The following is a 25,970-nucleotide window of genomic DNA, read 5'->3' on the forward strand; positions in this document are numbered from 1 at the left end:
AACTCATTTCCCCAGCATTACTTGTACTGCCTCCAGGGCACAGTCTGTCACATCGGCGTATTGCACTTTGGGGCGCACTGCCTCTTCGGTTTTGCGCTGCCATTGCGGCTCCTGCTGCCGAGCCATACCCCGCTCAGGAGCAGCAATGTGCGGGGCAATTACCAGGGACACGATGCTCATGAGCTTGATGAGAATGTTCATGCTGGGGCCCGAGGTATCCTTGAAGGGGTCCCCTACCGTATCGCCGGTGACGGAGGCTTTATGGGCTTCGGAACCTTTATAGTGGGTTTCTCCGTCAATCACCACCCCTTTCTCAAACGACTTCTTGGCGTTGTCCCAGGCCCCGCCGGCGTTGCTCTGGAACATGGCCATCAACACCCCCGACACCGTAACGCCGGCCAACGTACCGCCCAACACCTCGGGCCCGAAGGTGAAACCCACCAGTACCGGCACAATGAGGGCAATAGCACCGGGCAGCATCATTTCTCGGATGGCCGCCTGGGTAGATATGGCCACGCACTTTTCGTACTCGGGCCGGCCGGTGCCTTCCATAATGCCCGGAATTTCGCGGAACTGCCGGCGTACTTCCTGCACCATGGCCATGGCCGCCCGCCCCACGGCCGCAATTGCCAGCGCCGAGAAGATGAACGGAATCATAGCCCCCACAAAAAGCCCGGCCAGCACCCGGGCGTTGCTGATATCAATGGCGTTGATGTTGGCCGTGCCCATAAACGCAGCAAACAGCGCCAGTGAGGTAAGGGCCGCCGAGGCAATAGCGAAGCCCTTGCCGGTTGCGGCCGTAGTGTTGCCCACGGCGTCCAGAATGTCGGTCCGTTCGCGCACTTCCTTGGGTAGCTCGCTCATTTCGGCAATACCGCCGGCGTTATCGGCAATGGGCCCGAAGGCATCAATGGCCAGCTGCATGGCGGTGGTGGCCATCATGCCGGCGGCAGCAATGGCTACGCCGTAGAGGCCGGCGCACTCGTAACTGAGGATAATGCCGGCCGCCAGCACCAGAATGGGCAGCACCGTGCTTTCCATACCCACAGCCAAGCCACCAATTACGGTGGTAGCGTGCCCCGTACTGCTCTGGCGCACAATGCTGAGCACCGGCCGCTTGCCCATAGCCGTGTAGTATTCCGTGATGATGCTCATGAGCGTACCTACTACCAACCCCACCAGCACGGCATAAAACACGTTCATGGAGTTGAAGGTGATACCCCGAATGGTCAGGTCTTCCGCCGGCAGCATCCAGCGGATAATGAAGAACGAAGCCACGGCCGATACCAGTACCGACACGTAGTTGCCCAGGTTCAGCGCGGCCTGCACGCTGCCGCCCTCCTTCACCCGCACGCACAGAATCCCGATCAGCGAGGCAACAATACCCATGCCGGCAATAGCCATCGGCAGCAGAATAGGCGACAAACCCTGAAACTGGTCGCCGCGGGCGACTACCTCCCGGCCTAGCACCATGGTAGCCAGAATAGTGGCTACGTAGGAACCGAACAGGTCAGCGCCCATGCCGGCCACGTCGCCCACGTTGTCGCCCACGTTGTCGGCAATGGTGGCGGGGTTGCGGGGGTCGTCTTCGGGAATACCGGCTTCCACTTTACCTACCAGGTCAGCGCCCACGTCGGCCGCTTTGGTGTAGATGCCGCCGCCCACGCGGGCAAACAAGGCAATGCTTTCGGCCCCCAGTGAGAAGCCCGTCAGCACTTCCAGGGCCGTTTCCATCTCAATGCCGTTGGCCGAGCCGTTCTTGCTGATCACAAACATCTGGTAGAATACCAAGAACAGGGAGCCCAGTCCCAGCACCGCCAGACCGGCTACGCCCATTCCCATTACCGAGCCGCCTGAAAACGACACATTCAGTGCTTTGCTCAGCGAAGTGCGGGCGGCCTGGGCCGTGCGCACGTTGGCTTTTGTAGCAATCTTCATCCCAATGAAGCCCGCCAGCGCCGAGAATACGGATCCAATCAGGAAGGCAATAACAATGACGGGGCTGGACTTTTCGCCGGTGCTGCCCAGGTAGAACAGACACACCCCGGCAATCAGCCCAAACAGGGCCAATACTCTGTACTCGGCGCGCAGGAAGGCAATAGCCCCATCGGCAATGTAGCCGGCAATGGTGCGCATTCGCTCATCACCCGCATCCTGCCGGCTCACCCAGCCGGCGCGCAGCCACGTGTAGAGCAACGCCAGCACACCCAGGGCCGGCACTACGTAAAGAAAATTCATCATAAACGGTGGGAACAGGGAGTTATGGTTGGGAGAGAACTGAAAGAACGAATGGGCGGGTAAAATAGAAGTTATTCCCTAATAATCAGCCGTTATAGCCTCGACGCCATAGAAAAGCGGCTGGTTCCGGAGAAAAGTCTCCGGAACCAGCCGCCATATCAGTTATTGCACTACGATTCAGCCAGTTTTACAGCTCCCGCATCAATACCTGATACAAAGCCAGCATACTGTCGATGTCGCGCTTATCCACGATTTCGTGGGGGGTGTGTACGTTATCTTCGGGGGCACCGATAAAGCACCAGTCCCAGGGCTGCGCGCCGTGCTGCAGCTCTTTGGCATCAGACCCGCCGCTGCCTTCCACTTCCAATTGAAACGGCACACCCGAAGCCTCTGCAATACGTCGGATGCGGTCCACGTAGCTACGGCGCGGAATCAGGGAGTCGCGCAGAGAAATGGCAACGCCCTGGCCCGGCTGTACGCCTTCCGTTACCCAGGTGATGTCGGAAATCAGCGCCTGCCGCACGCCATAGGTTTCGTAGATATATTTGGCCAGGTAGGCCACCGAGCCGCCGCCGTGCTCTTCCCAGCAGCTAAAGGCCACGATGCCATCCTTCAGCGTTTCACACAGGCGCAGGGCATTCCAGACGCCCAGGCGGTTATCCAGGTAGCAGCTCTGCACCGTGGTATCAGTTTCCCGGAAGTCGCAGTAAAAGGTCAATTCCGTGCCCCGCTCAATTTCCCGGTGATAATCGTAGCTGAGTGCACCGGTTTCTTCATGCACTACCAGAGTGCAGTCTATTTTTCCCAGCGAGTCCTCTCCCACCAGTCGGTAGCCGTTTTCGACAACCGGTCCACCGATGCGCACCAACTGCCGGCCGTAGCGCACAGTAAACCCGATACTGTCCAAGTGCGCAAAAACGGCCGTACGAGGCCTTCCAAATACTAGAATAATGCAATCCTGGAACTCTGCCCCGGCCAGCACGGTTGGCTGAGTGTGCCAGGCCGCTTGGTTGTGCTGTATGTAGCGAAGCAGGTATTCCGTTAAAGCTGATTCGTTACCGGAAGGCGCAGGAATCTGACAGAGGGCTTGTAAAAGCTGCATACGACGTATCTTATTTGTCCAAAATTAGGACAAATGTTCTACTTTAGCCGCTTGGAATGGCGGTGTAGGGCATAGCTTGTTCGTGTGTGAAACCGCAACTGAAGTATACTTATGCTCCCACGATTTCACTATGTTCTGCTTCTGCTGCTTCTGCTGCCACTGGTCAGCCGGGCACAGAAGCCGAACACTCCCCAGCAGTCTGCGGCTTCACCCGACACCGTGAAGCAGGTACGGCTGGAAAACGTGGATGTAGCTCCGGCCGCTATTGACACCAAAGGCTGGCTGCTGCTGGATAAGGATATTCAGACCGAGCTGGAAGGGGCGGTGTACAATTTGTACAACTTCAAGTACGATAAGGCCGAGCGGCAGTTTCGGAGTCTGCGCCGCCGCTACCCCAACCACCCCATGCCCTATTTCCTGCTGGGCCTGAGCACGTGGTGGAAAATCATGCCCAGCAACATCACCAACAAGCAGTACGATAAGCAGTTTTTTGCCTACATGGATACCACCATTACCAAGGGGGAAGCCATGTACAAGGCCGATGACAAAAACTACGAAGCCTGCTTTTTCCTGGCAGCCGGCTACGGCTTCGACGGCCGCCTGCACGCCGAGCGGCACGACTGGCGCAAGGCTACTGTCAGTGCCAAGCGGGCACTGGATTACCTCGATAAAAGCAAAGAAGCTAATGGCCTCAGCCCGGAGTTTTTGTTCGGGCAAGCGTTGTTCAACTATTACGCCGTCTGGATTCCGGACAACTACCCGCTGCTGAAACCGGTGCTGCTGTTCTTCCCAAAAGGCAACAAGCAGTTGGGCCTGCAGCAATTGCGCAATGTGGCTGACAACGGATTTTACGTAGGTCCGGAGGCGCGGGTATTTCTGATGCGGATTCTGCTCAACGAGGAAGATAAGCCCGAGCAGGCAATGCCGCTGGCCCGCTATCTGGCCACTACCTACCCCGATAACGGCTATTTCCAACGCATCTACGCCAATATTTGCTTCCGGCAGGGCGAGCTTCGGGAATGTGAACGGGTCAGCCGGGATATTCTAGATAAGCTGAACCGGGGCCTGCCGGGGTACGAAGCCAACAGTGGCCGGTACGCAACTTTCTTTATGGGGTATCTGATGCAGAACCGCTATAAAGACAACGCTAAGGCCAAAGAGTATTATCAGCGCAGCATTGTGTTTGCCGAGCAGAACGGGGAAACCAACTATGGTTTCTATGTGTTTTCGAACCTTGAGTTGGCCCGGATTGCCGACAAAGCAAAAGACCCGCAGACAGCACGCCGGTATTACGCCGTAGTACTAGATAAATCCGACAAGAAATCCGAACAGTATCAGGAAGCCAAAGCGTACCTGAAGAAAAAGCAGAAGTAACTCTGCACCCAGCCGCGCATGGAGCTCAAAGACCTTTTCCTGACCCCGCTTTATCTCGGCCTGTTTTACGGGCTGGCCTTTGCGCTGCGCAAGCGGTTTACCAACCCCCTAACCAGAAAGTATTTTATTCCGGCTTTGTCCGTAAAATTTCTGGGTGCTATTTCACTGGGCCTGATTTATCAGTTTTATTACGGTGGCGGTGACACGTTCAATTATTTCTTTCATATAAAAGTCTTACACAACGCGTTTTCTGATTCCATTGGCTTAGGCATACGTCTGCTGGAAGCACCTGAAATTCCTGACGCCGATATGTTACGCTATACTAGCCAGATGTACTGGTACCAAGCACCCACTGAGTATTTTGTGGTTAGAATAGGCTCGATTATTTCTTTATTTTGTTTTAACACATATACTATTATTGCGCTTGGGTTTGCCAGTATAAGTTTTGCTGGTATGTGGGCTATGTACGTAACATTCCTTCGTATTTACCCCCAAGCATACAAGAAACTTGCTTTGGCTGTATTTTTTCTACCTTCTGTGTTTTTTTGGGGCTCCGGTTTGATGAAAGACTCCTTATGTATTGGAGCATTAGGATGGGTATTTTACGGGTTTTATCACGTATTCATTGCCAAAAAGAATATTATACAAGCTGCCATTCTTGGTAGCTTGGGTGTATACATGCTTATATCAATCAAAATATACATTTTACTCTCATTTATGCCACCTGGGCTATTATGGATATTTAACGAAAATAATCAACGAATCAAGTCTACAGCATTACGCTTGGTTCTTAAACCTCTTTTTTTGCTACTCGGTTTAGGTGCCGGATATTTTGGTGCTACTGGTCTAACAGCAGGGGATGAAAAATACGATGTAGAAAAAATAGGCGAACGAACAAAGATCAACCAGGAATATTTGACCAATTATGTTGCTAACGGCTCAGCATATTCTATTGGTGAGTTTGATGGTAGCGCAAGTTCCCTATTAAAAACAGCGCCTCAGGCCATCGTTGTTTCTATTTTTCGACCTTTTCTTTTTGAGGTTCGCAATCCGGTTATGCTATTATCAGCGCTTGAGGCAACTCTGTTTATCTGGTTAACAATTTCCTTATTATACAAAACAGGTCTTGGAAAAGGATTAGGCATTATTATTGGCACACCTATTATTCTATTCAGCTTTCTATTTTCAATTGTATTTGCTATTGGTGTAGGAATTAACAGCGGAAATTTTGGCACGCTGGTGCGCTATAAAATTCCGCTCATGCCGTTTTATCTAGCTGGCCTATATGTACTTCAAGCAAAAGCCAGCCAACATTCGTCCAAACGAAAATTGACTAACTGAACTCCTCAACTGAATAGGGCTAGGAAATTGGGCCAGTTAGCAGCAACTGAGTAACGCTCAACAATAGTTTGCCGAGCCTTTGCCCCCAATGTCTGTCGCAATTCAGGGTCGAGCAGTAGCTTTCGCAAGCTAGTTTCCCAATCCGTTGGCGACACACACACATACCCGTTTACATCATTTTGTACTACTTCTGTATTCATACCCACTGGCGACACTAACGCCGGCTCGCCAAGAGCCATATACTGCAAAGCCTTAAATGCGCATTTACCCTTTGCCCACATATCATCTTCCAAAGGCATGAGGCCTACATGAAAGCTGAGTAGGTCTTCTATTTCCGTTTCTTTATGCCAAGGCTGGTATACTAGGCTACGCAGTGGCAAGGACGGTGGCTGATTGGAAATAACTCGGAATTCAAAGTCAAACTCCTGCTCTAACCGAGACAATACCGGTACCACCTGATCCAAGTACTTTAGTGTTGAATGTGTACCTGTCCAACCAATTACGAATTTTTCCTGCTGCTGCTGATTACGCACCCGGTTATGCAAGTGCTCAGTGTCAATAGTGGTAGGATTTACAATGGCTCGGGCACTAAATTGACTTGCATAATCGCGCAAGTAGGCGTTACCGCAACTTACTTTGTATGCCCAGCGGCAGATGCTGCCTACCTTGTGGTGCCACTTCACCCCGGCCACGATGCTGTTAGCCGCCGACGTATTCGGTATCCAGATGGCGTCGTCGAAGTCGTATACGATGCGCTTGCCGAAGACCTTGGCAATAATCCACTCGAAGATGGGCGGCCCAATGGGCGAGGCTTCGCGGTGAATGAAGACGAAATCGGCTTTGGGCACGGAAAACAGCAGCAGAAAGCGCCGCAAAAATCCGCCGATGATGCCCAGGGCCTTATGCAGCGTGTGGCCCGGCTTGTAGAGAATACCCCAGGTGTCCTCGGAAATAAACGACTCCAACTGGTAGGTGTGGCCCGCGCCGGCCAAGAAATGCAGGTACTGCTCGAACCGGAAACGCTGAGACGGAGCTTTGCCGGGAGGATACGGCACCAAAAACAAGATATGCATAAACAGAGAAGTAGCCCGTAGGCAGTCGTATAAGAAGCGAGCTGCAAAAGTACGCTAACTCCGTGCAAGAGCCTACTGCTGCGCCAGCAGCCACAGGTGAAACCCCAGCTACCGCTCTACCAAGGCAAAGCACCCTGCTCATAAAACCGGCAGGCCGCTTGTTTTGCCCCCTGCGTAGTAACGCGCAATGCCCAAAAGCCTGCCGCCTGCGCCTCTCGGTACGCGCCGGCCAGCAGCGCCTGCCAAATGCCCTGCCGACGCCATTGCGCATCTACTGCCACTAGGCCAATGGTCAGTTCTTCCCCTTGCTTCTCGAGGGTAAGCAGCCCCTGCACAACCTGGCTGGCAGACGGCTGATACACCAGCACCTGCCCGTCGGCCAGGGCCTTTGCCAGCCACTGAGTGTAGAGCTGCTCTAACTTGCCGGGCGCAAAGGTGGAGTCGGTGCGAAAGCGCGAATACGCGCCGCTTTGCAACGCCAGGGCCGTCAGGTCGGGTGGGGCGACCGGGCCACCAGCTGCACGGCTTCGGGCACCGGCGGGAGTTGGGCCGGCAAGGTGCGGACGTAGATGCACTTATCGTCGGTGGGCTGCACCCCCAGAGCCTGGGCCGCTTGCCTGGAAACCACATCCTCGGGGCTTACAAACCAGTACAGCAGCCGCCAGCCTTGGCCACCGGCCTGAACCAGCCGCTCCCGCAGGGCCTCAGCCGATAGACCCGCACCAACCAGCCGGCCGACAGGAAAACCGAAAAAGGCACTGTCCCACTCCAGGGGCACGATAGAATTGCTGGCAGTCATGAATCGTTGCGGGTGTAGGAAACAGCAGCGCGCGAGGTGGCGGCGGGAAGCCGCCGGAAGCGGGCCGAGTATATTCGCCGGGCAAAGAGTGGCTCGTATTACCTTTGGCAAAGTAGCGGCTTGTTTTCGGCTGCCGCCCGGCTTTCTTTGCCTGTTCTTCCTGCTTCCCTCCTACCCCAGTATGTCCACTGCCCCCGTCCGGCCTTTTTTCTCAGTTGTCAGCCCCGTGTACCGGGCTGAACATCTATTGGCAGAACTGGTGCAACGGCTGCATACTGCCTTGGCTCCCCTCACCGAGTCCTACGAAATTATCCTAGTCGACGACAGCAGCCCGGACGGCAGCTGGAGTCAGATTCAGGAGCTGGCCGCGCAGGATGCGCGTATTCGGGGCCTGCGGCTGAGCCGCAACTTCGGGCAACACCACGCCATTACGGCTGGCCTCGATGCCGTGCAGGGGGAGTGGGTGGTGGTGATGGACTGCGACTTGCAGGACCGTCCCGAGGAAATACCGGCCTTATATCAGCGGGCCCAGCAGGGCTACGATGTGGTCCTAGCCAGCCGTACCGTGCGCCAGGATGGCTGGCTCAAAACCAAAATTTCCGGGGCGTTTTACGCCCTGCTTTCCTACCTTACCGGCACCTACCAAGATGCGCAGGTGGCAAATTTCGGCCTCTATCACCATCGTGCTATTGCCGCCGTGAGTCAGCTGCGGGAAAGTATCCGTTACTTCCCGATCATGATCCGCTGGGTGGGCTTCCAGCAAACGACCCTGAACGTGCAGCATGCGCTCGAAGGCCGGCCCGGCACCTACAGCTTCGGGCGCCGGCTGCAGCTGGCCACCGACGTCATCTTGGCTTCTTCCGACAAGCCCCTGCGGCTGCTGGCCTACCTGGGGCTGCTGCTGTCGGGCGGCGCTTTTCTGCTGGGCTTGATTACGCTGCTTCGCTACGCCGTGGGGCAGATTACGGTGCCGGGCTACACCAGCCTGCTGCTGGCCATCAGCTTTTTCTCGGGCCTGATCCTGCTGGCACTGGGCACGGTGGGCTTGTACGTGGGCAAGATATTCGAGAGTGTCCGCCACCGGCCGCTCTACGTCGTGGAGGCTACCACCTAAGCTATGGAGCAGCCGTTTATTCCGTTTAACAAACCCTTCACAGCCGGCCAGGAGCTGGTGCACATCCAGCAGGCCCTGGCCAACGGCAAGCTGTCGGGCAACGGCTACTTCACCCAGCACAGCCAGCAGTTTCTCAAAGCTCGCTACGGCCTGGCGCACGCCCTGCTCACCACCAGCGGCACAGCCGCCCTGGAAATGGCGGCCCTGCTGCTCGGTATCCAGCCCGGCGACGAGGTGATTGTGCCTTCGTTCACGTTTACCTCCACGGCCAACGCCTTTGTACTGCGCGGGGCCACCATTGTCTTTGCCGACAGCCTGCCCCACCACCCCAACCTGGACACCGACCAGGTAGCGGGCCTGATAACGCCCCGCACCCGCGCTATCGTGCCGGTGCACTACGCCGGCGTGGCCTGCGACATGGCCCCGCTGCTGGCCCTGAGCCGTGCCCACGATCAGCTGTTTATCGTAGAGGACGCGGCTCAGGCCATTGAAAGCCGCTACCACGAGCAGCCACTGGGGGCCGTGGGGCATCTGGCCGCGTTTTCCTTCCACGAAACCAAAAACATCATCTGCGGCGAAGGCGGCATGCTGGTCATCAACGACCCGGAGTTTGCGGCGCGGGCAGAAATCATTTGGGAGAAGGGCACCAACCGGGCCGCGTTTTTCCGGGGCGAAGTGGCCCGCTACCAATGGGTGGACGTGGGCTCGTCGTTCTTACCCTCGGAGCTGACTGCGGCCTACCTCTGGGGGCAGTTGCAGCAATTGGGGGCTATTCAGGAGCGGCGCACTACGCAGTGGCAGCGTTACTACGAGGCCCTGCAGCCGCTGGCCCGCCAGGGCTGCTTCGCGCTGCCCTTCGTACCCGATTACGCCCGCCACAACGCCCATATTTTCTACCTGCTCTGCACCAGCCTCGAGGAGCGGGACGCGTTGATTCGACACCTGGGCCAGCACCGGATTCTGGCCGTGTCGCACTACCAGCCCCTGCATGCCAGCCCATTTTACCGCGCGCGGCACGATGGTCGGCCTCTACCCCACGCCACGGCCCACGCCGAGCGCCTCATCCGGTTACCACTCTATTACGAGCTGAATCTAACTGATCAGCAACAGGTTATTGCGGCGGTACAGCGCTTTTACCTGGGAACTCCTGCGCGGTAGAGCACCGGGAAAACGGCCCGCTGGCAAGCAGAAGCCCGTTACAGCTGCGCGAAAATTGTATCGACGGTGGGCAGGTACTGGCTCAGGCCCCGGTACTCGATGCCGGCCTGGCGGCATTTTTGGTGCAGCGCCTCTTTGTCGGCCGCCAGCAGCTGCTCTACCTGCGGATATACCCGGGCTGCCTCCGCCTGCGTGAAGCCGCTCACGACCACGCCCACGCCGTACTTTTCAGCCACCAGATCATCTTCCGACACGCCGGCGCACACCAGATACGGCAGGCCGCAGCACAGGTACTCCCCTACTTTAATGGGTGAGCGGAATTTCTGGGACGGCTGCGACGGGACGGCCACCACTCCGAAGTCGGCGGCGGAAATGTAGTCCTGCACCTGCTCGTAGGGGCTGCGCGTGATGGTGTAGCTGGTTTCGGGCAAGCCCTCAGCCTGCATCAGCCCGGCAATGTGGGCCGGGGTATCGGGCGACACAATCAGGAAAAACAGGTCTGGATTCTGCCGGTAAAACTCCCGGAACAGCACCGCTATTTCCCGGTCGTAGTAAATGCCGCCAAACTTGCCCAGGTACAGAATGACCTGCTTGCTGGCCGGAATGCTGTACTTGGCCCGAATCCGGGTTCGGCCTTCGGGTCGGAAGAAAATCTTGTTTTCATCGATGCAGCTGGGCAGCTTATACACCTTGGCCGGCGTACCCCATTCCTGCATCCGCCGCACCATATGCACCGTGCCGGTCGATAGAATGTCGGCGTGCATCCCGCTGAGGCGCTCCATGTAGTGCAACCCCCGGTACGCCAGGCTCGATTCGGGCCATACGTTGCAGTCGAGCATAAACTCGCTGTGGGGCTCGTACTGGTAGCCGTAGTAGCGCAGCCCCAGCACCTTGGCCATCATGAAGGCAAACGAGCCTGCCACCGTACCCAGCCCCCCGATGCTACGCGCGCCTACCCCGATTCGCAGCTTGAGTACCAGCAGGAACCCCACCAGCAGATCGTAGGCTTTCTTGAGCAGCTTAAAACTGCCCGAGTGCCATTGAAGCGGATGCCACTCAATATTGTAGGTCGCCAGATCGGCCCGCACGCGGGCGGCCTGCTCTTCGCTCAGGGCGTACTCTTGCTGCTCGTAGGTGATAAGGTGCAGCCGCAGGTCGGGTTGCTGCCGGCCGACGTGCTGCAGAAACAACAGCAGATTGCCCTTGAACAGCGGGTCGTTAAAGCTATTGTAGACGTAGATAATGACGTGGCGCAGTTTCATTATGTGCTTGGTTGGTTGAGCAGAGCTTCCCACTGCTGCATAATCTTGCCGGGAGCAAAATCCTGCACCCGGCGGTGCGCTTGCGCGGCATAGTACGTACGTTTCTGCGGATCGGCCAACAGCCCCGTCAGGGTCGCGGCCCACACGGGCGCGCTGTGGGCCAGGGCCGGCCCCGCGCCCAGCAGGGGCAGCAGCAGGCCAAACTCGGCCCACTCCGGCGCGCGGGCGTAGTCGCTGGCCGGGGTTTGGGGCGCCAGAATCTCGCGCGGGCCCGTGGGGCAGTCGGTCGAGGCGACGGGCACGCCGCAGGCCATGGCCTCGCAGAGCGCCATCGGGAATCCCTCGGTAGACGACGAAAGCAGCGACACCGACGCCCGGGCAATGTACTGGAACGGGTTGCTCTGAAAGCCCAGGAAATACACGTCGTAGTCGGCCGTCATGGGCGCCTCGTTCCACACCTGCCAGGCGCGCAGCCCCAGATCCTGGCAGCGCTGCAGCAGCTCGGCGCGCAGCGGCCCGTCGCCCAGCAGCACCAGCTTGGCCGTGTGCTGCCCGCCGGCGCGCATGGTGCTGAGCACTTCTAGCAGGGCCGTCTGATTTTTTTCGCGGGCCAGCCGGCCAGCCGTAATCAGCACGGGGTGCGCATCAAACAGCTTTTGCTCGACGGGCAGCAGCGGCTCCTGACTACGGCGCCGGATACCGTCCACGTCGAAGAAGTTGTTGATTGTCTGCACTTTCTGCGGCGCTAGGCCAAACACATCAATCAACTCCTGACGCAGGTCGCGGCTCACGGGCACGATGCGGTCGGCGGAGCGGTAAAGGAAGGGCATCAGCAGGCGGCGGCGCACCCATCCCAGCGCGCCCCGGATGTTGGGGTCATGACGCTTGGAGTTATGAATGCACAACAGCACCTGCTCGGGGCCTTTGCTGAGCAGATTCAGGTAGTCGGCACCTTCCAGGTGACTGATGCACACGTCGATGCGGTGCTCGCGCTTGAGCTGCTTCACCCGCCGAATACGGCCCACGAAGCTGCGCAGCTTGCCCACCAGCCCCGTGCCGGCGGGCACATCCAGGGCCACCAGGGTATTGGAGGTAGGAAAGGCGACTTCCGTGCTGCTGTCGAACACGCACTCAACCACGTGGTGGTGGCGGGCCAGCTGCTGGCCGTGGTCATGAAAAACCCGCTCGGCCCCGCCGTAGGTGAGCTGAGGAATGAGCAGCAGGATGTTTTTACGCGCGGGCGTCGAAGAGTTCGTCATACTTCTGGCGTCTTACAAATGCCGCAGCACGTAGCTTTTCAGCAGAAATTTACCCTGAAGCTTGGCCGGCACCCGGTGGTGCTGGGCCAGGGGCTGACGCCGGTATTCGCGCAGGGAGTTGACGCGCTTGTCGGGGTTGAGGTAGCAGGTCAGAAACCACCGCTCGGCCACGCAGCGCAGCATGGCAGCGGGGTCGGCGTAGCGGCGCGTCTGGTTGAAGGTGTGAATCTTCCAGAGCCAGGCGTGTACTTCAGCCAGGGTAATGTCGCCGAGGGTGAAAGGAAAATACGATATGGTGTTGTGCACGTGCAGCTCCCGCTCCGTGAAGGGAATGCCGAACACGCGCAGCTGCCGCTCCCGAATCTGGTTGGATTTGGCGTTGCGCCGGGCGTGCACGTCGGCCTTCAGCGTCTGGGGCAGGGTGCGGTAGTGCAGCAGAATATCGGGTTGATTCACGATGTCGGTTACCTGCGTGAGGCGGGCAATAAACTCGTAGTCTTCGCCAAACGTGTCCTGAATCGTGTCGTCGTAGCGCAGGCCGTGCTCTTGCAGCAGGGAGCGGCGGAAAAAGGCCGTGGGGTTGGCCACCGGCATGTTGAACAGCATAAAGCTGCGCACCGCGTCGGCCGACAGCGGGTACTCATACACGATGTCCGACTCGCCGAAGCACTGCATGAAGCTGCTGGTGAGGCCCACCGTGGGGTTTTGCTCCAGAAAATCGACCTGGGTTTGCAGCCGGTGCGGCAGGGCAACGTCGTCGGCGTCCATCTTGGCAATGTACTTGCCGCGGGCGTACTCGGCGCCATAGTTGTCGGTAAAGGAGCGCCCCCGGTTCTGCTCGTTGGCCAGCACCGTCACGCGCGGATCGGTTTCGTAGCTGCGGGCCACCGCCAGGCTTTCATCCCGGGAATAGTCGTCGACGATGATCAGCTCGAAGTCCTGAAAGGTCTGGTGCAGGATACTATCAATGGCGGGCCGCAAATATTCCCCGGCATTGTAGACGGGAATAATTACGGAAACGAGCGGCAGCTTTGTGGTAGGCATAATATCGCAAAGGTACGGCGTCCATCGCAATAACCCCTACCCGCCCGTAAGTTGCCAGCCCGGCAGCGTCAGTCCGCTTCGGCCCGGCCCACGCTCGAAATCCGCCTTAGCCGCCGCTGCCCAGCAGTTTGTGCATCACCCAGTTGGCCAGCGTGAATTTGGGGTTGCCGGTGTTCACCCAGTTCACGAAATCGTAATCGGGCAGGGAGCTGAGGAACATGTGCGCCCCGTTGGTGGTGTACTGCGGCACGACTACGGCCGTGGCGGCGCCGGGCACGGGCTCTTTCACCAGCAGCAGGCGGCGGTAGGGCATCTGCTCAAACTCGCGCACCAGCTCCGGCGTGGCCCCGTCCTTGCTACCGTCGAACTTGACCAGCAGGTTGTTCCAGTTGATGCGGGCCACGCGCCGGGTCCATTTCTCGCGGGCTTCCTCCGGCGAATGGTAGTGCAGAAAGCTGATTTCGACCTTGCCGCCCAGCGTAGCCAGCGGGTACGGGGTTTTCGCCCGGATCTGGTTGATGGCCTCGTAATGGGAGACGTCCTGAAAAACCAGCTCCTGCGCCACGTAGAATTTCGGGTCGCGCAGAAACTCGATAAAGCAGGGCCCCATCAAAAACAGCCCGATGAAGGGCGTGTTGAAAGGCCGGTCCAGGTACTTGTACACCTCGGCGCCCCAGCAGTCATTGGAGAAAATCGTGAAATCCGTATTGGTTACTAGGCGGCGCTGGCGGCGCTTGGCTTCGAAGCGTCGTTTGCCGGCAATCCGGTGGGCAACTTTATTCAATAGCGACATCGGGCAGGAGGCTTAGATAGTGAAACGAGTGCTCAACATAAGGATGCTTGCGGCTTGAAAATCTACCAGCGCAACCCAGTCAAATTACAAGCATCCATCTGGCTATGTGTATTTTACAATTAAAACATGTAAAATAAAATATATTACATATGTCAAATATACAGATCCTGCAGCTTATTCCATGCTGCATCAGTCAAGGCGAGTCATGGATGGTCTGATGCAGGACAACGATTTTTCCAGATTGCTCTTGCCCTTTTTGTATAGCGCCCCCCGTGAAATCTCCCGAAACAGTTGGTTGAAACGCCTGTTAAGCTTCGCCCAGCTTTCGGCCAAGCCGGCGTGGACTACATTCTGGTTGGGATATATCGGCCGCTCCGAGCTGCTGTAAACAAAAGCAATAGCCCGGTTGGTTAGACTATTGGCCCACCATTCAGCGTAACCGGTCAGCAGCTACACCATCCCTTAACCCGCTGTATTTCTTAAGAAACAGCTGTGTTTCGCTATCTTGCAGCGAAATAAACTCAAAGTTTTTGCCATTATGACTGGAATATTCAAGAGAAAAGTAAAGAGCCTTCTCTTTAAGCAAAAGAACTTTTGGCAACATTTCCCTTCTAACTATATTTTCAAACGCAAGCATAGCCTGGTTATACTAGACGACATTTATCCACTGCCCTTATCCGCATTCAGGTTTGTCGAATTTAACTATTACTTGTCCGCGTATCCCACAGCGGCTGTTTATACCACGGGCTCTTCCTTTCAGTATCTGAAAGTATTTGATACTGTTGATAATGTTTTAGCTAATCACGTCAAAGGCTACCCTGAACACTCTGTGAGAGTTTTCGAGTTTAGCGAATATCGTAAAATTAATGCCGACTTGATTTACCTAACATTTTTACATAATACCCACCATTTCCTTCCTACGATTGAAGCAAATTCTATTCCATTTGTTTTCACATTATACCCTGGCGGGGGGTTTATGATGAACAACAAGGAGGTAGAAAATCAGTTACGAAATATTTTCAGCTCTCCTTTTTTCAGAAAGGTTATTGTCACCCAGAAGATAACCCTGGACTATTTAGTTGAAAATAATTTTTGCTCACCTGCTGCTATAGAGCTCATTTATGGCGTAGTAATGCCTAATGATAATTTCAGCTTAGGCAAAACAAAAAAACACAGAGCGAACCGTGAGAATAAAAACCTAAATATCTGCTTTGTTGCTAATAAATATATGCCATTGGGCATTGATAAAGGATACGATACATTTATTGCCCTAGCAAAAAAGATCAGCTTAAACTATAGCGACATACACTTTCACGTCGTAGGCACATTCGACGAGAACGACATTGACGTCACTGGGTATAATAACATCACGTTTTATGGCCCGCGTGAAACCAGCTTTTTCGCGCAATTCTATTCTGAAATGGATATAATCGTTTCTCCCAACGTACCCTTCAAACTAGCTGACGGCGCTTTTGATGGTTTCCCTACCGGTGGCTGTATTGAAGCCGGCATCATGGGTGTTGCCTTGTTCTGCTCAGATTCCTTGGGCCAGAATTTGTACTTTGAGCATAAAAAAGACATTGTCATAATTGAAAACGAGGTGAATAATATCTACGACCACGTAGAATATTACTACCACAACCCCGATCAATTGGAGCAGTTAGCTGAAGAAGGACTGAATAAAATAGAAAGCCTCTACAGCACTGAGGCGCAGATGGCACCACGAATTGAAATAATTAATCAAGCTATGAAAAGCTCTAGAAATAAAGTAGATTGATTAAGCCGTAGACTACAAGAACGCTGCCATTAGCACACATATGACAGGCTTAGTGGCAATTCCTGTTCAGATCTGACTGCTTAGCACAGCAAACATATACTCCATCCAGCACTACTGCGCAACAAGTATTCCATCACCTTTTTACCTGAAAATAATAGCCATATATAAATTATCTTAATTTATTCTGTTCCACTATCAGCAATAACAAGCCTTTAGTTCGAATAACGTTTATTATCGTAAGCGTTATTCGATAGTCACGATGCTTTCAATAGCTTATTTCCTGCGCCATCCTATGGCCAGCGCGGGATAGTCAACTGCCCATTCACTCAGTCTTATTTCAATCATTTTCCGAATCTTGTGCCTGTTCCAGACGAAATTATCGTACCGGCGGCGATATTTCTTGGGCACTTTCCGGAGATAGTCGAAATAGATGTTCCGTAGCTTGTTCTCGCCGAGCATAGCCCAAGGTTTATGCTGCGTCGTGAAATGCAGAATCACTATTTTTTGCAGAAACTGCTGCAGCTGCTTCCGCGACTGCTCATGCGGAATGTCGCGGAACATAGTATTGAATCGGGTATCTAGTTTCACCCAACTATCTACCAATACTGCGTTCAGGGCGTCCTGGTCGGGATAAACCAATTTATCGGCGTTGGTGCGAATAAAATCCAGCACCTTCGCGGTGATTTCCCGCTTCTGCCACTCAACCCGCTCGATCAGCAGCACGCCCGAATTGAAATAGGAGTCAGGCGTATGAATGCCCAGCTCCGGTCGGCTATCGACAAAGTCGCGCACGGCTGCTACCGGCAAGCCCTGCATCGGAGTATTGAACAGCGTTTGTAGCGGGCCCAGCACGATGATATCGGTGTCGAGATAGATAAACTTCTCTACCTCGGCCGGTAACAATACCGGAAACATCAGTCGATAATAAATGGAAGCAGTCCACCACAGGGTGGGCGGCAGCACGAAGTCCTTAGCGAAACTGTTTTCCAGAGTATAGAAGCAGATACTGCTGGCATACCCCGCGCAATAGAGTTGTAGCTCTTCCCGCTGCAAAGCAGTTAAGCCCGTTTCAATGGCATGGATTACAATATTGGTACTCGTATTATTACGGAATATCGATGTAAGCAGCACATACACCGGCGTTACGTAGTTTTCATCGAAAGCTATGGCTACGTGTATGCTTGACGACGGCTGGTTCACTACGGCTTTCCCTGACACGGCTCGGATTATTTGTTGGCAAGTCGGTTGCGCAGCGCACTGATCTGGTGAAATACGCGCACTGCTTCTTCGCGCTGCTTCACCGAAGTCTGGAAGTTATAGAACAGCCGAAGCGTTTCAAAATTGCTGATTATCCCTTCCTGCTGCTGGCGAAACGCAGCCTTCCATAAGTTGCCGGGCTGCTTGGCCATCTGCATAGCCAGCCAAACCAGGCGCTTGTTGTAAAGATGCCGAAACTTACTTTCCGTTAGGTCCGGGTGGCGGAAAATGAAGTAGTAGACGATGCTGGTGAGCTGGGAAGAAGCCGTGCCCTGCCCGATGCGTAGCAGGTAGCTCCAGGTGAGGCGCTCCTTGAACATGAAGTGCTTGAAGCGCAGCCGGTCGTCGTACCAGAGCTTGTAGCCGGCCAGCTGCAGGGCGTCGCCCAGCTCCACGTCTTCCCCGCTCACGATGATTTTGCCGCGCTTGGTGGAAGTAGTGAATTTGAAGCCGTGCGCCACCAGCTTCAGCCACGCCGACTTGCGCACCACCGAGCCGGCCCCGTAGAGGTAGCCCTCGTGGTCGGGCAGCGGACCGCTCTTGCCCCCGTTCTGGGGCCCGACGGCGTACACGGCCTGGAACGTTTTGAACCAGGCTGGCGGCGGCACTTCGAACATGCCTTCGGCGTGGCCGCCCAGTACCCCGATTTCGGGATGGGCACTCATGATTTCGTTGACCAGCGTGAGGTAGTTGGGCGCAATCCAGTTGTCGTCATCAATGATGACTATGTTTTCGTAGGCCGCGTCGTTGAAGCCCCGAATCAGGGCATTTTCCTTGCCGGCCACGGGCTCTTCCAGCACCCGAAAAGGCACCTGAAACCCCAGCGTGTGCTGCAGGCTTTTGGCAACCTCCACGGTATTATCGGAGGAAGCATTGCTGATGAGCAAAACCTCCCAGGCTACGGCACTGCTTACCTGCTGAGCAGCTACGTACTTCAGCGTATCGGCCAGCCGATTGGCGCCGTTGTGCGTGCAGATCAGAACAGTTATTCCGTTCACTTTTTTCAGGAATTAAATGAGGGAGCAGGCAAGCGGAGCAAGCCCAAAAACGGCGGTTGGACGCCGGGCCTTTAGTTACGCAACGCCTGCAGCCGGCCAATAAAAGCCTGCACCTGCTCGTAGCTTTTGTCCTGGCTCAGCTCTTTTTTCACCAGGACTTTAAACTGCTGCCAGTAGTAGCGCGCCCGAATCGACGATATGTCGCCTTCCCGGAAACGCTCCCCGCTTTTAAGCGTTTTGCCCAAACAGGAAACCGTGTACTGCAGCGAGTATTTAGCGTTGCGCAGCCATACCAGCGGCTTATGGGCCACCGTAGGCCGGTGCAGGGCCGCAATGTAGTCGATGTATGGCCGCAGCGCCGCTTCCGACTCCGCGTTGCCCTCGAAGATGCGCTCCACGTAGTTCCAAGTCAGGCGCTTGGCCGGAATAAAATGCTGGAAGCGCAGCCGCTCGTCGTACCATATTTTGTAGCCGGCCAGTACAAAAGCGTAACACATTTCATTGTCCTCGCCCGAGGTCAGCTTGTCGCCGTGGCGGCCGGTGAGCATGGATGTAAAGCCCGCCCGATAGATTTTTTCCCAGGCCTCTTTACGCACCACGCAGCCCGCGCCATACACGTAGCTGGGGCCGGCGGTAATGTCGCCCTGGTGCGGGGCCTGGGTATCGGCCGCGTAAATGGCGGTAAAATCCTTAAACCAGAAGGGCGGCGTTATCTCACACTGAGGCCGCCCAATGCCGCCCAACGCCCCGATTTTGGGATCTTTTTCCATCACCTCCCAAGCCAAAGCCAGGTAGTCGGGCTGCAGCCAATTGTCGTCGTCGACGATGCACACGTACTCGTAGCGGGCGGTAGCGAAGCCCAGTTCCAACGCATTGCTCTTACCACTTTTGCCCTCGTAGAGAATCTGGTAGGGAAAGGGGAACTGCAGTTTCTCAAACGTGTCGGCCGCCACTTGCGAGGTGGCGTCGGTTGAGGCATTATCCACCAGAATTACTTCCACGGCAAACTCGGCGGCATTCACTTGCTGCCGGGCCAGAGCCTGCAAGGTTTCCGGAATGCGGGTGGCGCTGTTATACGTACAGATCAGGGCGGTAATACCGCGCTCAGGTCGGACAGGGTTCATGGCAAAACTAGGCTGGAAGCAGGATTCGGGAAGCAACGAATGGGCGCAGGCAACCGGTTATTTTCCGGTTAGCTGTTGGTACCACCAGTAGGCCAGCTGCTTCAAATGGCTGACGGTGCGCCCCCGGCCAACGACCGAAATAGCCTTCCAGTAGTTGTAATAGCTGGCGAGGCGGTTGCCATCCTGCCGGAGCCGGGCGCTTTGGTCGAAGTGCAGGCCCTCCAGAAACTCGTTGAAGCGGCCGTGGTACCGGGGGTCGACCATCTGCTTGTAGTAACCGGTTTCGAAAATCTGCTTGCTGTTGCGGGCAATGATGCGCGCGTTCTGCGTGGCCGACATAATACCGCCGGGGTGCAGCCGGTAATGCGACATTACTTCGGGCAGGTAATAGATATTGCCGGTGCGCGTCAGCAGCAGATGCAGGGAATAATCACCGCTGAAGGCGCTGTGCACCCACTCCGGAATCGGAAACAGGGCCGAGCGGCGAAATAGCATCGAAGCGGTAGGAATAAACCAGCCGTGCTGCGCAATGTCGCCCTGGGTGAACTCCTTTTCGTGCTTGGGCAGCACCGTCGAAAACTTGTCGCTGAACAGGCGCGGCGGTATCGAGTTGTCGTCCATGAACTCCTCCGCATCGTGGATGCAGGTGGTGCAGCCGGGGTGGGCCTCCAGAATATCCACCTGCCGCTGCAGCTTGTCGGGGCTGGTCCAGTAGTCGTCGCCCTCCAGCAAGGCAATGTAAGTGCCGGTGCTGGCCTGCATCGTCCCCAGAAAGTTGGCCATTACGCCGATGTTCTTCTCGGGCAGCAGAAGCCGGATCCGGTCGGGGTAGCGCCGCTGGTAGTCGAGGGCAATCTGCCGGGTGCTGTCCGTGGAGCAGTCCTCGCCCAGTATAAGCTCTACGTCGAAGTCCGTTTTCTGCATCAACACCGACTCAATGGCCTGAGCCAGAAATCGTTCGTGGTTATATGTAATGCAGCAGACGCTTACGGTGGGCATACTAGAAAATGTTAAGAGGAGCTTGAATGCTTATGCGAAGGGGCCGCTAGTCGGCCGATACCGGTCGGCGCACAATGCGGCCCGGCACGCCAACCACCGTAGCTCCCGCCGGCACATCCTGAATGACCACAGCACCGGCGCCTATTTTGGCCCCCGCCCCTATCTTCAGGCGGGGCAGTACCGTGGCGTTAGCCCCCACCATCACTAGGTCGTCGAGCTGGCAGCCGCCGAGCAGGCGCACCCCCGGCGATATTTCGCAATACTTGCCTACCACCACATTGTGGTGTACGGCCGCGCCGGCGTTCAACAGCGTGCCTTCCCCGAGGCGGGTAGCGTTGGCCACAAACGTATGGTGCATCACGTTGAGCCCCGCGCCCAGTTCCACCTCATGCTGGCCAATCTGGGCGGAAGAGGCCACTACTGACTGTAGCTGCCCACCCAGCCCACGAAACTTGTCGGCCAGCCGCTGCCGCAGGTGCCCGCCGCCCAGACCCAGCACAAACGCCGGGTCCAGCTCGAACAGCGCCGGGACCTGCTCGAGGCTGCGCAGCACGGGGTACTTTCCAAACACCAATGGCTCCAGATCCGGCGTCACGTCGTCGAAGAAATACAGGGAATCAGCTTCGGCGACGTGCGGCAGGCACTGCAGAATTTCTATTGCATGGCCACGGGCTCCTACTATCAGCATGCAGTCAAACGTTAGAAATTAGACTAAGAAACGGCTGCCTGGAGCAACCCGCTTCCGGTGCAACAGGCTTTTTCTCGGCTAAATAAGCTTACAGGGCCGACTTGATGACGCGGCAGATTTCCCGCACTTCTTCGTCCGTCAGCTCGTAATACAGCGGCAGGCACAGGGCGCGGGTAGAAATGTCCTCAGAAACCGGCGCCGACTGCATCCCGGTATATTCCAAGGTGTTGAGCGAGGGGTAGAAGTAGCGGCGGGGAGTTACGTTGGCAGCATTCAGGGCGTCGCGTACGGCCAGGAGCACCTCTTCGGAGGGCATCACAGTGGGGTAGTACGAATAGTTGTAGCGCGTGGTATGTTCCTGCAGCAGCGGACGGCGCACGGGCGTATCAGCCAGCAGCGTGTCGTACAGCTCGCTGATTTCGCGGCGGCGGCGAATCAGCTCATCGACTTTGGGCAGCACGCACAGGCCCATGGCGGCGTGAAACTCCGAGCTTTTGCCGTTCACGCCCACGCCCCAGAAGGCCTCCGGACCGTTGTGCCCGAAATTGCGCATGTAGCTGATGCGGTGAGCCAGTTCGTCGTCGTTGGTGACGATGGCACCGCCTTCCACCGTGTGAAACAGCTTGGTAGCATGGAAGCTCAAAGTCGATATGTCGCCGTAGTTGAGCACCGACGTATCCTTATAGGTTACGCCGAAGGCGTGCGCCGCGTCATAAATTACGCGCAGATTGTGGCGCTTGGCCACGGCCTCAATGGCTTCCACGTTACAAGGGTTGCCGTACACGTGCGTAGCCATAATAGCCACCGTTCGGGGCGTAATGGCCGCTTCGAGCAGCGTCGGGTCGAGGCACAGCGTCTGCGGGTCAATATCGACAAATATCGGCGTGCTACCCTCCCACACGATACTGGAGGTAGTGGCCACGTACGAAAAAGGAGTTGTCAGAATTTCGCCTTTCAGCTCCAGTGCCTTCAGAGCTATCTGCAGGGCAATAGTACCGTTGTTAACGAAGAATAGGTGCTTAACGCCCAAGTAGTCTTTCAGGCTCTTTTCCAGCTCTACTACCAATGGGCCGGCATTGGTCAGATACACCCGTTCCCAGATGCCAGCCAGATAGCCCACATATTCCTCCATCGGGGGCAGGTACGACTTGGTTACATTAATGCTCATAAAAGCGAAAAATAGGGTTCTCGAGTGAATTCTTTTTACCTGGTATGTACAACTTGCTTAGTGCTGTACAATCTGGCGTACCAGATCCTGGTACTGGTGTGTGGCAACTACTTCCCCCTGATTCAGCTCATAAATCCGGTCACACTCGCGGAGCGTCGTGATGCGGTGAGCAATGATGAGGATGGTAATGTCGGTATGGGAAAGCTTGTTGATAGCCTCGTTTACTTCCCGCTCAGTTTCGTTGTCGAGGGCGCTGGTGGCTTCGTCGAGCACCAGCACTTCCGTACGCTTATACAGTGCCCGGGCAATGCCAATGCGCTGCCGCTGCCCCCCGGACAGCTTCGAGCCCCGCTCCCCGATCTGCGTGTTCAGCCCGTCGGGCAGGCTTTTGACAAAATCCGTGAGGGATGCCTGCTCAATAGCATACTGCATCCGTACCTGATCCACTTCCTGGTCGCCAAGCGTGATGTTATCCTGAATAGAAGCCTCCATCAGGAAAGTATCTTGCTTCACGTAGCCAACAATCTTGTACCAGGCCAGCAAGTGCTGAGGGGTAAGGGGCTTGCCATCCACGAGAATGCGCCCCTCCTGCTCGATATAAAACCGGAGCAGGATGTTCATCAGCGTTGTTTTGCCAGAGCCGGAACTACCGATAAATCCTATTTTCTCCCCTTTCTTGATATCGAGGCGAATGTTCTTGAGCGTGCGTTGGGTAGCACCGGGAAAGCTGTAGGAAATATCGTCGAATGAGAGCGAACGAGTAAAGGTGAGCGGCAGCTGCTCGGGGTGCTGCGGCATGAGATACTGCGCTTCGCCATCGGAGTTGATAATCTCAATGGTGTACTGCGCCTGCTTAAGTTGAAATAGCGACTGCAGCATCCGGTTCACGGAAGGCATCAGTCGGTAGGCAGCAGCGGCAAACAAGCCAACCAGCGCAATCAGATCAGTAGCATTCTCCGAAAAAAACAGCGCGTAAATGAAAATGGTCAGCACACCCAAGATGGCGACCATTTCAATCATCTTGATTGGCAGCAGGCTGTAGAGGTAGCCCTCGGCGTCCAGCTTTTGCAGCTCTTCCTGGTTGTCCAGCAAGTTACGGCGAAAATCATGCTGTTTGTTGGCCAGCTTAAGCTCGACGAAGCCAACAAACAAATCATTCAGAATGCTAAACGACACGGGCCGCAGTGCATTTACCCGGTGGCCTATTTCCTGAGTACGGGTTCTGAGCAGCCGGTACATAAGCCAGGTGGTAGGCACCAACACGATGCCCAGAATAGCAAGCAGCAACGGCTTGTAGAGGATGATGCTGACGACAATGACGGCAATGACCGCTACTTCCGAGAAGAAGACAAACAGGGGACGCAAAATACCGCTGACGTAGACGCCTGGCACCTGCAGCGCAGCATTCATCAGGGAGGCCGAGCCCGAGTCACTGAATTTCCAGTAGGAAAGATTCAGGTATTTGGAGAGCTGGCTAGCAATGATTTTCAAACCGATATCCGCAGTAAAGCGCGTCTGCAGGTAGTTGACCCAGGTCGTGAACAAGTTCTTGAACAAGAAGAACAAGAAGATGACACCCATCAGAAAAAGCAGAAACATTTTTTCCGATTCAAATTCCAGAAGCTGGTATATTGGAGAAAAATATTTGCTTTTCTGCACAGCGCCGGGCTCTGCCGCCACCATCATAACCGGTACCAAAGCGGCCAAGCCGAAGACATCGAGGAAGGAAGAAAACAACACCAAACAGAACATCCAGATGGCTTTGTACTTCTGAGTCGACGTCAAATAGCAACGAATGCTATTAAGTGAATAGCTGATGATTCCGGTGTTCATAAGGAAAGGGCCCGCTTAGAAACTGAAAGGCAGGAGGCTAGGTACTCCAGGCAGAGTCAGCAGTTCTCAAGTCTCAGGGTGGGGCAAAGTTACGTATTTTGTGTTAGATACTACCTTCGCTGCCTACACATAAGGGGGTAGGGTGCCTAGCGGTACTACACCATTTTATGATTCGGAAGCGTCAGGCAGAGTTCACTAAATGGCTGCTTGGTGCTGCAAACGGCCGTTGCGCAGTGAGGTTGCAAAACCAGCGAGTAGCAACTATCAACACGCCTACTATATCATCTGGTAGCTCCTGAGCCAAGGCGCAAACCAACTAGCTAGACCACTCCGGCAATGGCTCACATCCCCCAGACTGTTCCCGCAACTGTCTACCCCGGGAAGTGCACATGGTTACGGTAAACTCTGCCCCCGTTGAGCCACTATTTGTTTGAGGAGGATGGATGGCGCGTAAGGCCACTACACGGAAAAAGTGAGTAGACCCCGGACGAGAAGAACCATGCAGTGCCACTACTAGTACAGGTACAATACATCGAAGGCCGCGCGAAAAGCTGGTTGAAAATGTAGTTGCTACGAACTACCGGCAGTCTGCAACAGCCGGAGCATTATAGGGTAGCGTCGCTGGCCTGCTTGCCGTAAAGGTTCTTGACAACGTAGAGGGGCCGGTTGCGGGCGGCATCTAGGCCCCGCCACACGTATTCGCCGATGATACCTATAGCAATCATCTGGAAAGCGGAGACAAATAGGAGCACCAGCATCAGAGTGGTCCACCCTTCTACTTCAATACCGCTGAATACTTTCACGCCCAGAATGTAGAGGCCGTAGAGCAGGGCCACCAACCCCATGCATACGCCCAGCACCGAAATGGCCCGGATAGGGAAAAAGGAAAAGGACAGAATGGAGTCGATGAACAGCTTGATCTTCTTCTGGATAGTCCAGTGTGACTTCCCAATTTCGCGCTTGCGCCGCACGTACGGAATGTTCACGTATGGGTAGCCCAGCCACACCATCAGGTAGAACAGGTTGCTGTTGCGCTCCTTCAGCTTCAGGATATGCTCGCCCACCTGCCGGTCAAAAAAGACGAAATCGAAGCCGCCATCAGGAATGTTGGGTAGGGCAATCTTCTTCATCAGGGTATGAAATGTTTTGGCAAACAACTGCTGCAAGCCCGTTTCCTCTCGGTCTTGGCGGTTGCCAATAATCAGTTTCAGCCCCTTTTTCCAATAGTCATACATCTGCACCATCAACTCGGGCGGGTCCTGCATGTCGGCCGTGATAATGGCCATACAGTCGCCGGTTGCCTGCTCGATGCCGGCGACAATGGCGTTATAGGAACCCACGTTGCCGGCCAGCTCCACTACCCGCACCTTATCTGGGTAAGCAGCCTGAAATTTCAGCAGTTCCCGTAGCGTTCCGTCATGGGAGCCATCATTTACCAAGACGTACTCGAAAGTCAGCTCAGAAGGAAAAAGGGCCTCATTGGCAATCAGTTCCCGGGTGGTGACCGGAATATTACCTTCGTTGAAGTAACAGGGAATAATAACCGATAACGTGGGCATTGAGGGGAAA

General features: G+C 55.5%; 22 protein-coding genes. 5 read left to right on the plus strand and 17 right to left on the minus strand.

Features of this window, described 5'->3' with window-relative positions; all coding sequences use genetic code 11:
* Positions 1-3: 3 nt before the first annotated feature.
* A complete protein-coding gene (locus tag EI291_RS11700) occupies positions 4-2,241 on the minus strand; it encodes a sodium-translocating pyrophosphatase (RefSeq protein ID WP_240635521.1) in 2,238 nt (745 codons plus the stop codon).
* 184 nt (positions 2,242-2,425) lie between these two features.
* Positions 2,426-3,145 carry a M20/M25/M40 family metallo-hydrolase gene (locus EI291_RS11705; RefSeq protein WP_317127649.1) on the minus strand — a complete coding sequence of 240 codons (720 nt, stop codon included), beginning with the start codon at positions 3,143-3,145 and terminating at the stop codon, positions 2,426-2,428.
* A 306-nt stretch (positions 3,146-3,451) separates the two neighbouring features.
* Here EI291_RS11705 and EI291_RS11710 point away from each other — a divergent pair, with 306 nt between their 5' ends.
* Positions 3,452-4,714: a tetratricopeptide repeat protein gene (locus EI291_RS11710; protein WP_125420052.1), complete on the plus strand. Its 1,263-nt coding sequence runs from the start codon at positions 3,452-3,454 to the stop codon at positions 4,712-4,714.
* An 18-nt stretch (positions 4,715-4,732) separates the two neighbouring features.
* Positions 4,733-6,055, plus strand: coding sequence for a hypothetical protein (locus EI291_RS11715; protein WP_125420054.1), 1,323 nt, complete (start codon positions 4,733-4,735; stop codon positions 6,053-6,055).
* A 5-nt stretch (positions 6,056-6,060) separates the two neighbouring features.
* Here EI291_RS11715 and EI291_RS11720 read toward each other — a convergent pair whose 3' ends face one another.
* The 3 genes from EI291_RS11720 to EI291_RS11730 all read right to left on the minus strand — a co-directional run bounded on the left by EI291_RS11720 (position 6,061) and on the right by EI291_RS11730 (position 7,927).
* On the minus strand, positions 6,061-7,128 hold the full coding sequence (locus tag EI291_RS11720) for a glycosyltransferase (protein WP_125420056.1): 1,068 nt from the start codon (positions 7,126-7,128) through the stop codon (positions 6,061-6,063).
* Between the two features lie 116 nt (positions 7,129-7,244).
* Positions 7,245-7,703: a GNAT family N-acetyltransferase gene (locus tag EI291_RS11725; RefSeq protein ID WP_125420058.1), complete on the minus strand. Its 459-nt coding sequence runs from the start codon at positions 7,701-7,703 to the stop codon at positions 7,245-7,247.
* Complete coding sequence (locus EI291_RS11730; protein WP_125420060.1) at positions 7,616-7,927, minus strand: hypothetical protein; 312 nt, start codon at positions 7,925-7,927, stop codon at positions 7,616-7,618. Before EI291_RS11730 ends, EI291_RS11725 begins: the two co-directional genes overlap by 88 nt.
* 181 nt (positions 7,928-8,108) lie before the next feature.
* Between EI291_RS11730 and EI291_RS11735 the strand changes: the two genes are divergently transcribed.
* On the plus strand, positions 8,109-9,041 hold the full coding sequence (locus tag EI291_RS11735; RefSeq protein WP_125420062.1) for a glycosyltransferase family 2 protein: 933 nt from the start codon (positions 8,109-8,111) through the stop codon (positions 9,039-9,041).
* A 3-nt stretch (positions 9,042-9,044) separates the two neighbouring features.
* Entirely contained in the window at positions 9,045-10,199 is a 1,155-nt protein-coding gene (gene rffA, locus EI291_RS11740) for a dTDP-4-amino-4,6-dideoxygalactose transaminase (protein WP_125420064.1), read from the plus strand.
* Positions 10,200-10,237: 38 nt separating this feature from the next.
* Here the strand turns inward: rffA and EI291_RS11745 are convergent, their stop codons facing one another.
* The 4 genes from EI291_RS11745 to EI291_RS11760 form a co-directional block, all read right to left on the minus strand.
* Positions 10,238-11,461: a glycosyltransferase family protein gene (locus EI291_RS11745; protein WP_125420066.1), complete on the minus strand. Its 1,224-nt coding sequence runs from the start codon at positions 11,459-11,461 to the stop codon at positions 10,238-10,240.
* Positions 11,461-12,720 carry a glycosyltransferase gene (locus tag EI291_RS11750; RefSeq protein ID WP_125420068.1) on the minus strand — a complete coding sequence of 420 codons (1,260 nt, stop codon included), beginning with the start codon at positions 12,718-12,720 and terminating at the stop codon, positions 11,461-11,463. The genes EI291_RS11745 and EI291_RS11750 overlap by 1 nt, the downstream gene beginning before the upstream one ends.
* Before the next feature lie 12 nt (positions 12,721-12,732).
* Positions 12,733-13,764, minus strand: coding sequence for a glycosyltransferase family 2 protein (locus EI291_RS11755; RefSeq protein WP_125420070.1), 1,032 nt, complete (start codon positions 13,762-13,764; stop codon positions 12,733-12,735).
* 106 nt (positions 13,765-13,870) lie between these two features.
* On the minus strand, positions 13,871-14,557 hold the full coding sequence (locus EI291_RS11760) for a DUF1919 domain-containing protein (protein ID WP_125420072.1): 687 nt from the start codon (positions 14,555-14,557) through the stop codon (positions 13,871-13,873).
* 538 nt (positions 14,558-15,095) lie between these two features.
* Between EI291_RS11760 and EI291_RS11765 the strand changes: the two genes are divergently transcribed.
* Positions 15,096-16,334 carry a glycosyltransferase family 4 protein gene (locus tag EI291_RS11765; RefSeq protein WP_125420074.1) on the plus strand — a complete coding sequence of 413 codons (1,239 nt, stop codon included), beginning with the start codon at positions 15,096-15,098 and terminating at the stop codon, positions 16,332-16,334.
* A 273-nt stretch (positions 16,335-16,607) separates the two neighbouring features.
* Here EI291_RS11765 and EI291_RS11770 read toward each other — a convergent pair whose 3' ends face one another.
* The 8 genes from EI291_RS11770 to EI291_RS11805 all read right to left on the minus strand — a co-directional run bounded on the left by EI291_RS11770 (position 16,608) and on the right by EI291_RS11805 (position 25,960).
* Complete coding sequence (locus tag EI291_RS11770) at positions 16,608-17,552, minus strand: glycosyltransferase family 8 protein (protein WP_170172608.1); 945 nt, start codon at positions 17,550-17,552, stop codon at positions 16,608-16,610.
* Positions 17,553-17,560: 8 nt separating this feature from the next.
* Positions 17,561-18,589, minus strand: a complete 1,029-nt coding sequence (locus EI291_RS11775; RefSeq protein ID WP_170172609.1) for a glycosyltransferase — start codon at positions 18,587-18,589, stop codon at positions 17,561-17,563.
* 71 nt (positions 18,590-18,660) lie between these two features.
* On the minus strand, positions 18,661-19,713 hold the full coding sequence (locus EI291_RS11780; protein ID WP_125420080.1) for a glycosyltransferase: 1,053 nt from the start codon (positions 19,711-19,713) through the stop codon (positions 18,661-18,663).
* A gap of 57 nt (positions 19,714-19,770) precedes the next feature.
* Entirely contained in the window at positions 19,771-20,712 is a 942-nt protein-coding gene (locus EI291_RS11785; protein ID WP_125420082.1) for a glycosyltransferase, read from the minus strand.
* Positions 20,713-20,758: 46 nt separating this feature from the next.
* Entirely contained in the window at positions 20,759-21,400 is a 642-nt protein-coding gene (locus tag EI291_RS11790) for a NeuD/PglB/VioB family sugar acetyltransferase (protein WP_125420084.1), read from the minus strand.
* 88 nt (positions 21,401-21,488) lie between these two features.
* On the minus strand, positions 21,489-22,568 hold the full coding sequence (locus tag EI291_RS11795) for a DegT/DnrJ/EryC1/StrS family aminotransferase (RefSeq protein ID WP_125420086.1): 1,080 nt from the start codon (positions 22,566-22,568) through the stop codon (positions 21,489-21,491).
* Positions 22,569-22,625: 57 nt separating this feature from the next.
* Positions 22,626-24,059 (minus strand): ABC transporter ATP-binding protein, encoded by a 1,434-nt coding sequence (locus EI291_RS11800; protein WP_170172610.1) that lies wholly within the window; start codon positions 24,057-24,059, stop codon positions 22,626-22,628.
* Between the two features lie 947 nt (positions 24,060-25,006).
* A complete protein-coding gene (locus EI291_RS11805) occupies positions 25,007-25,960 on the minus strand; it encodes a glycosyltransferase family 2 protein (RefSeq protein WP_125420090.1) in 954 nt (317 codons plus the stop codon).
* Positions 25,961-25,970: the final 10 nt, after the last annotated feature.

Source organism: Hymenobacter rigui, from assembly GCF_003944715.1.
Classification (GTDB): domain Bacteria; phylum Bacteroidota; class Bacteroidia; order Cytophagales; family Hymenobacteraceae; genus Hymenobacter; species Hymenobacter rigui.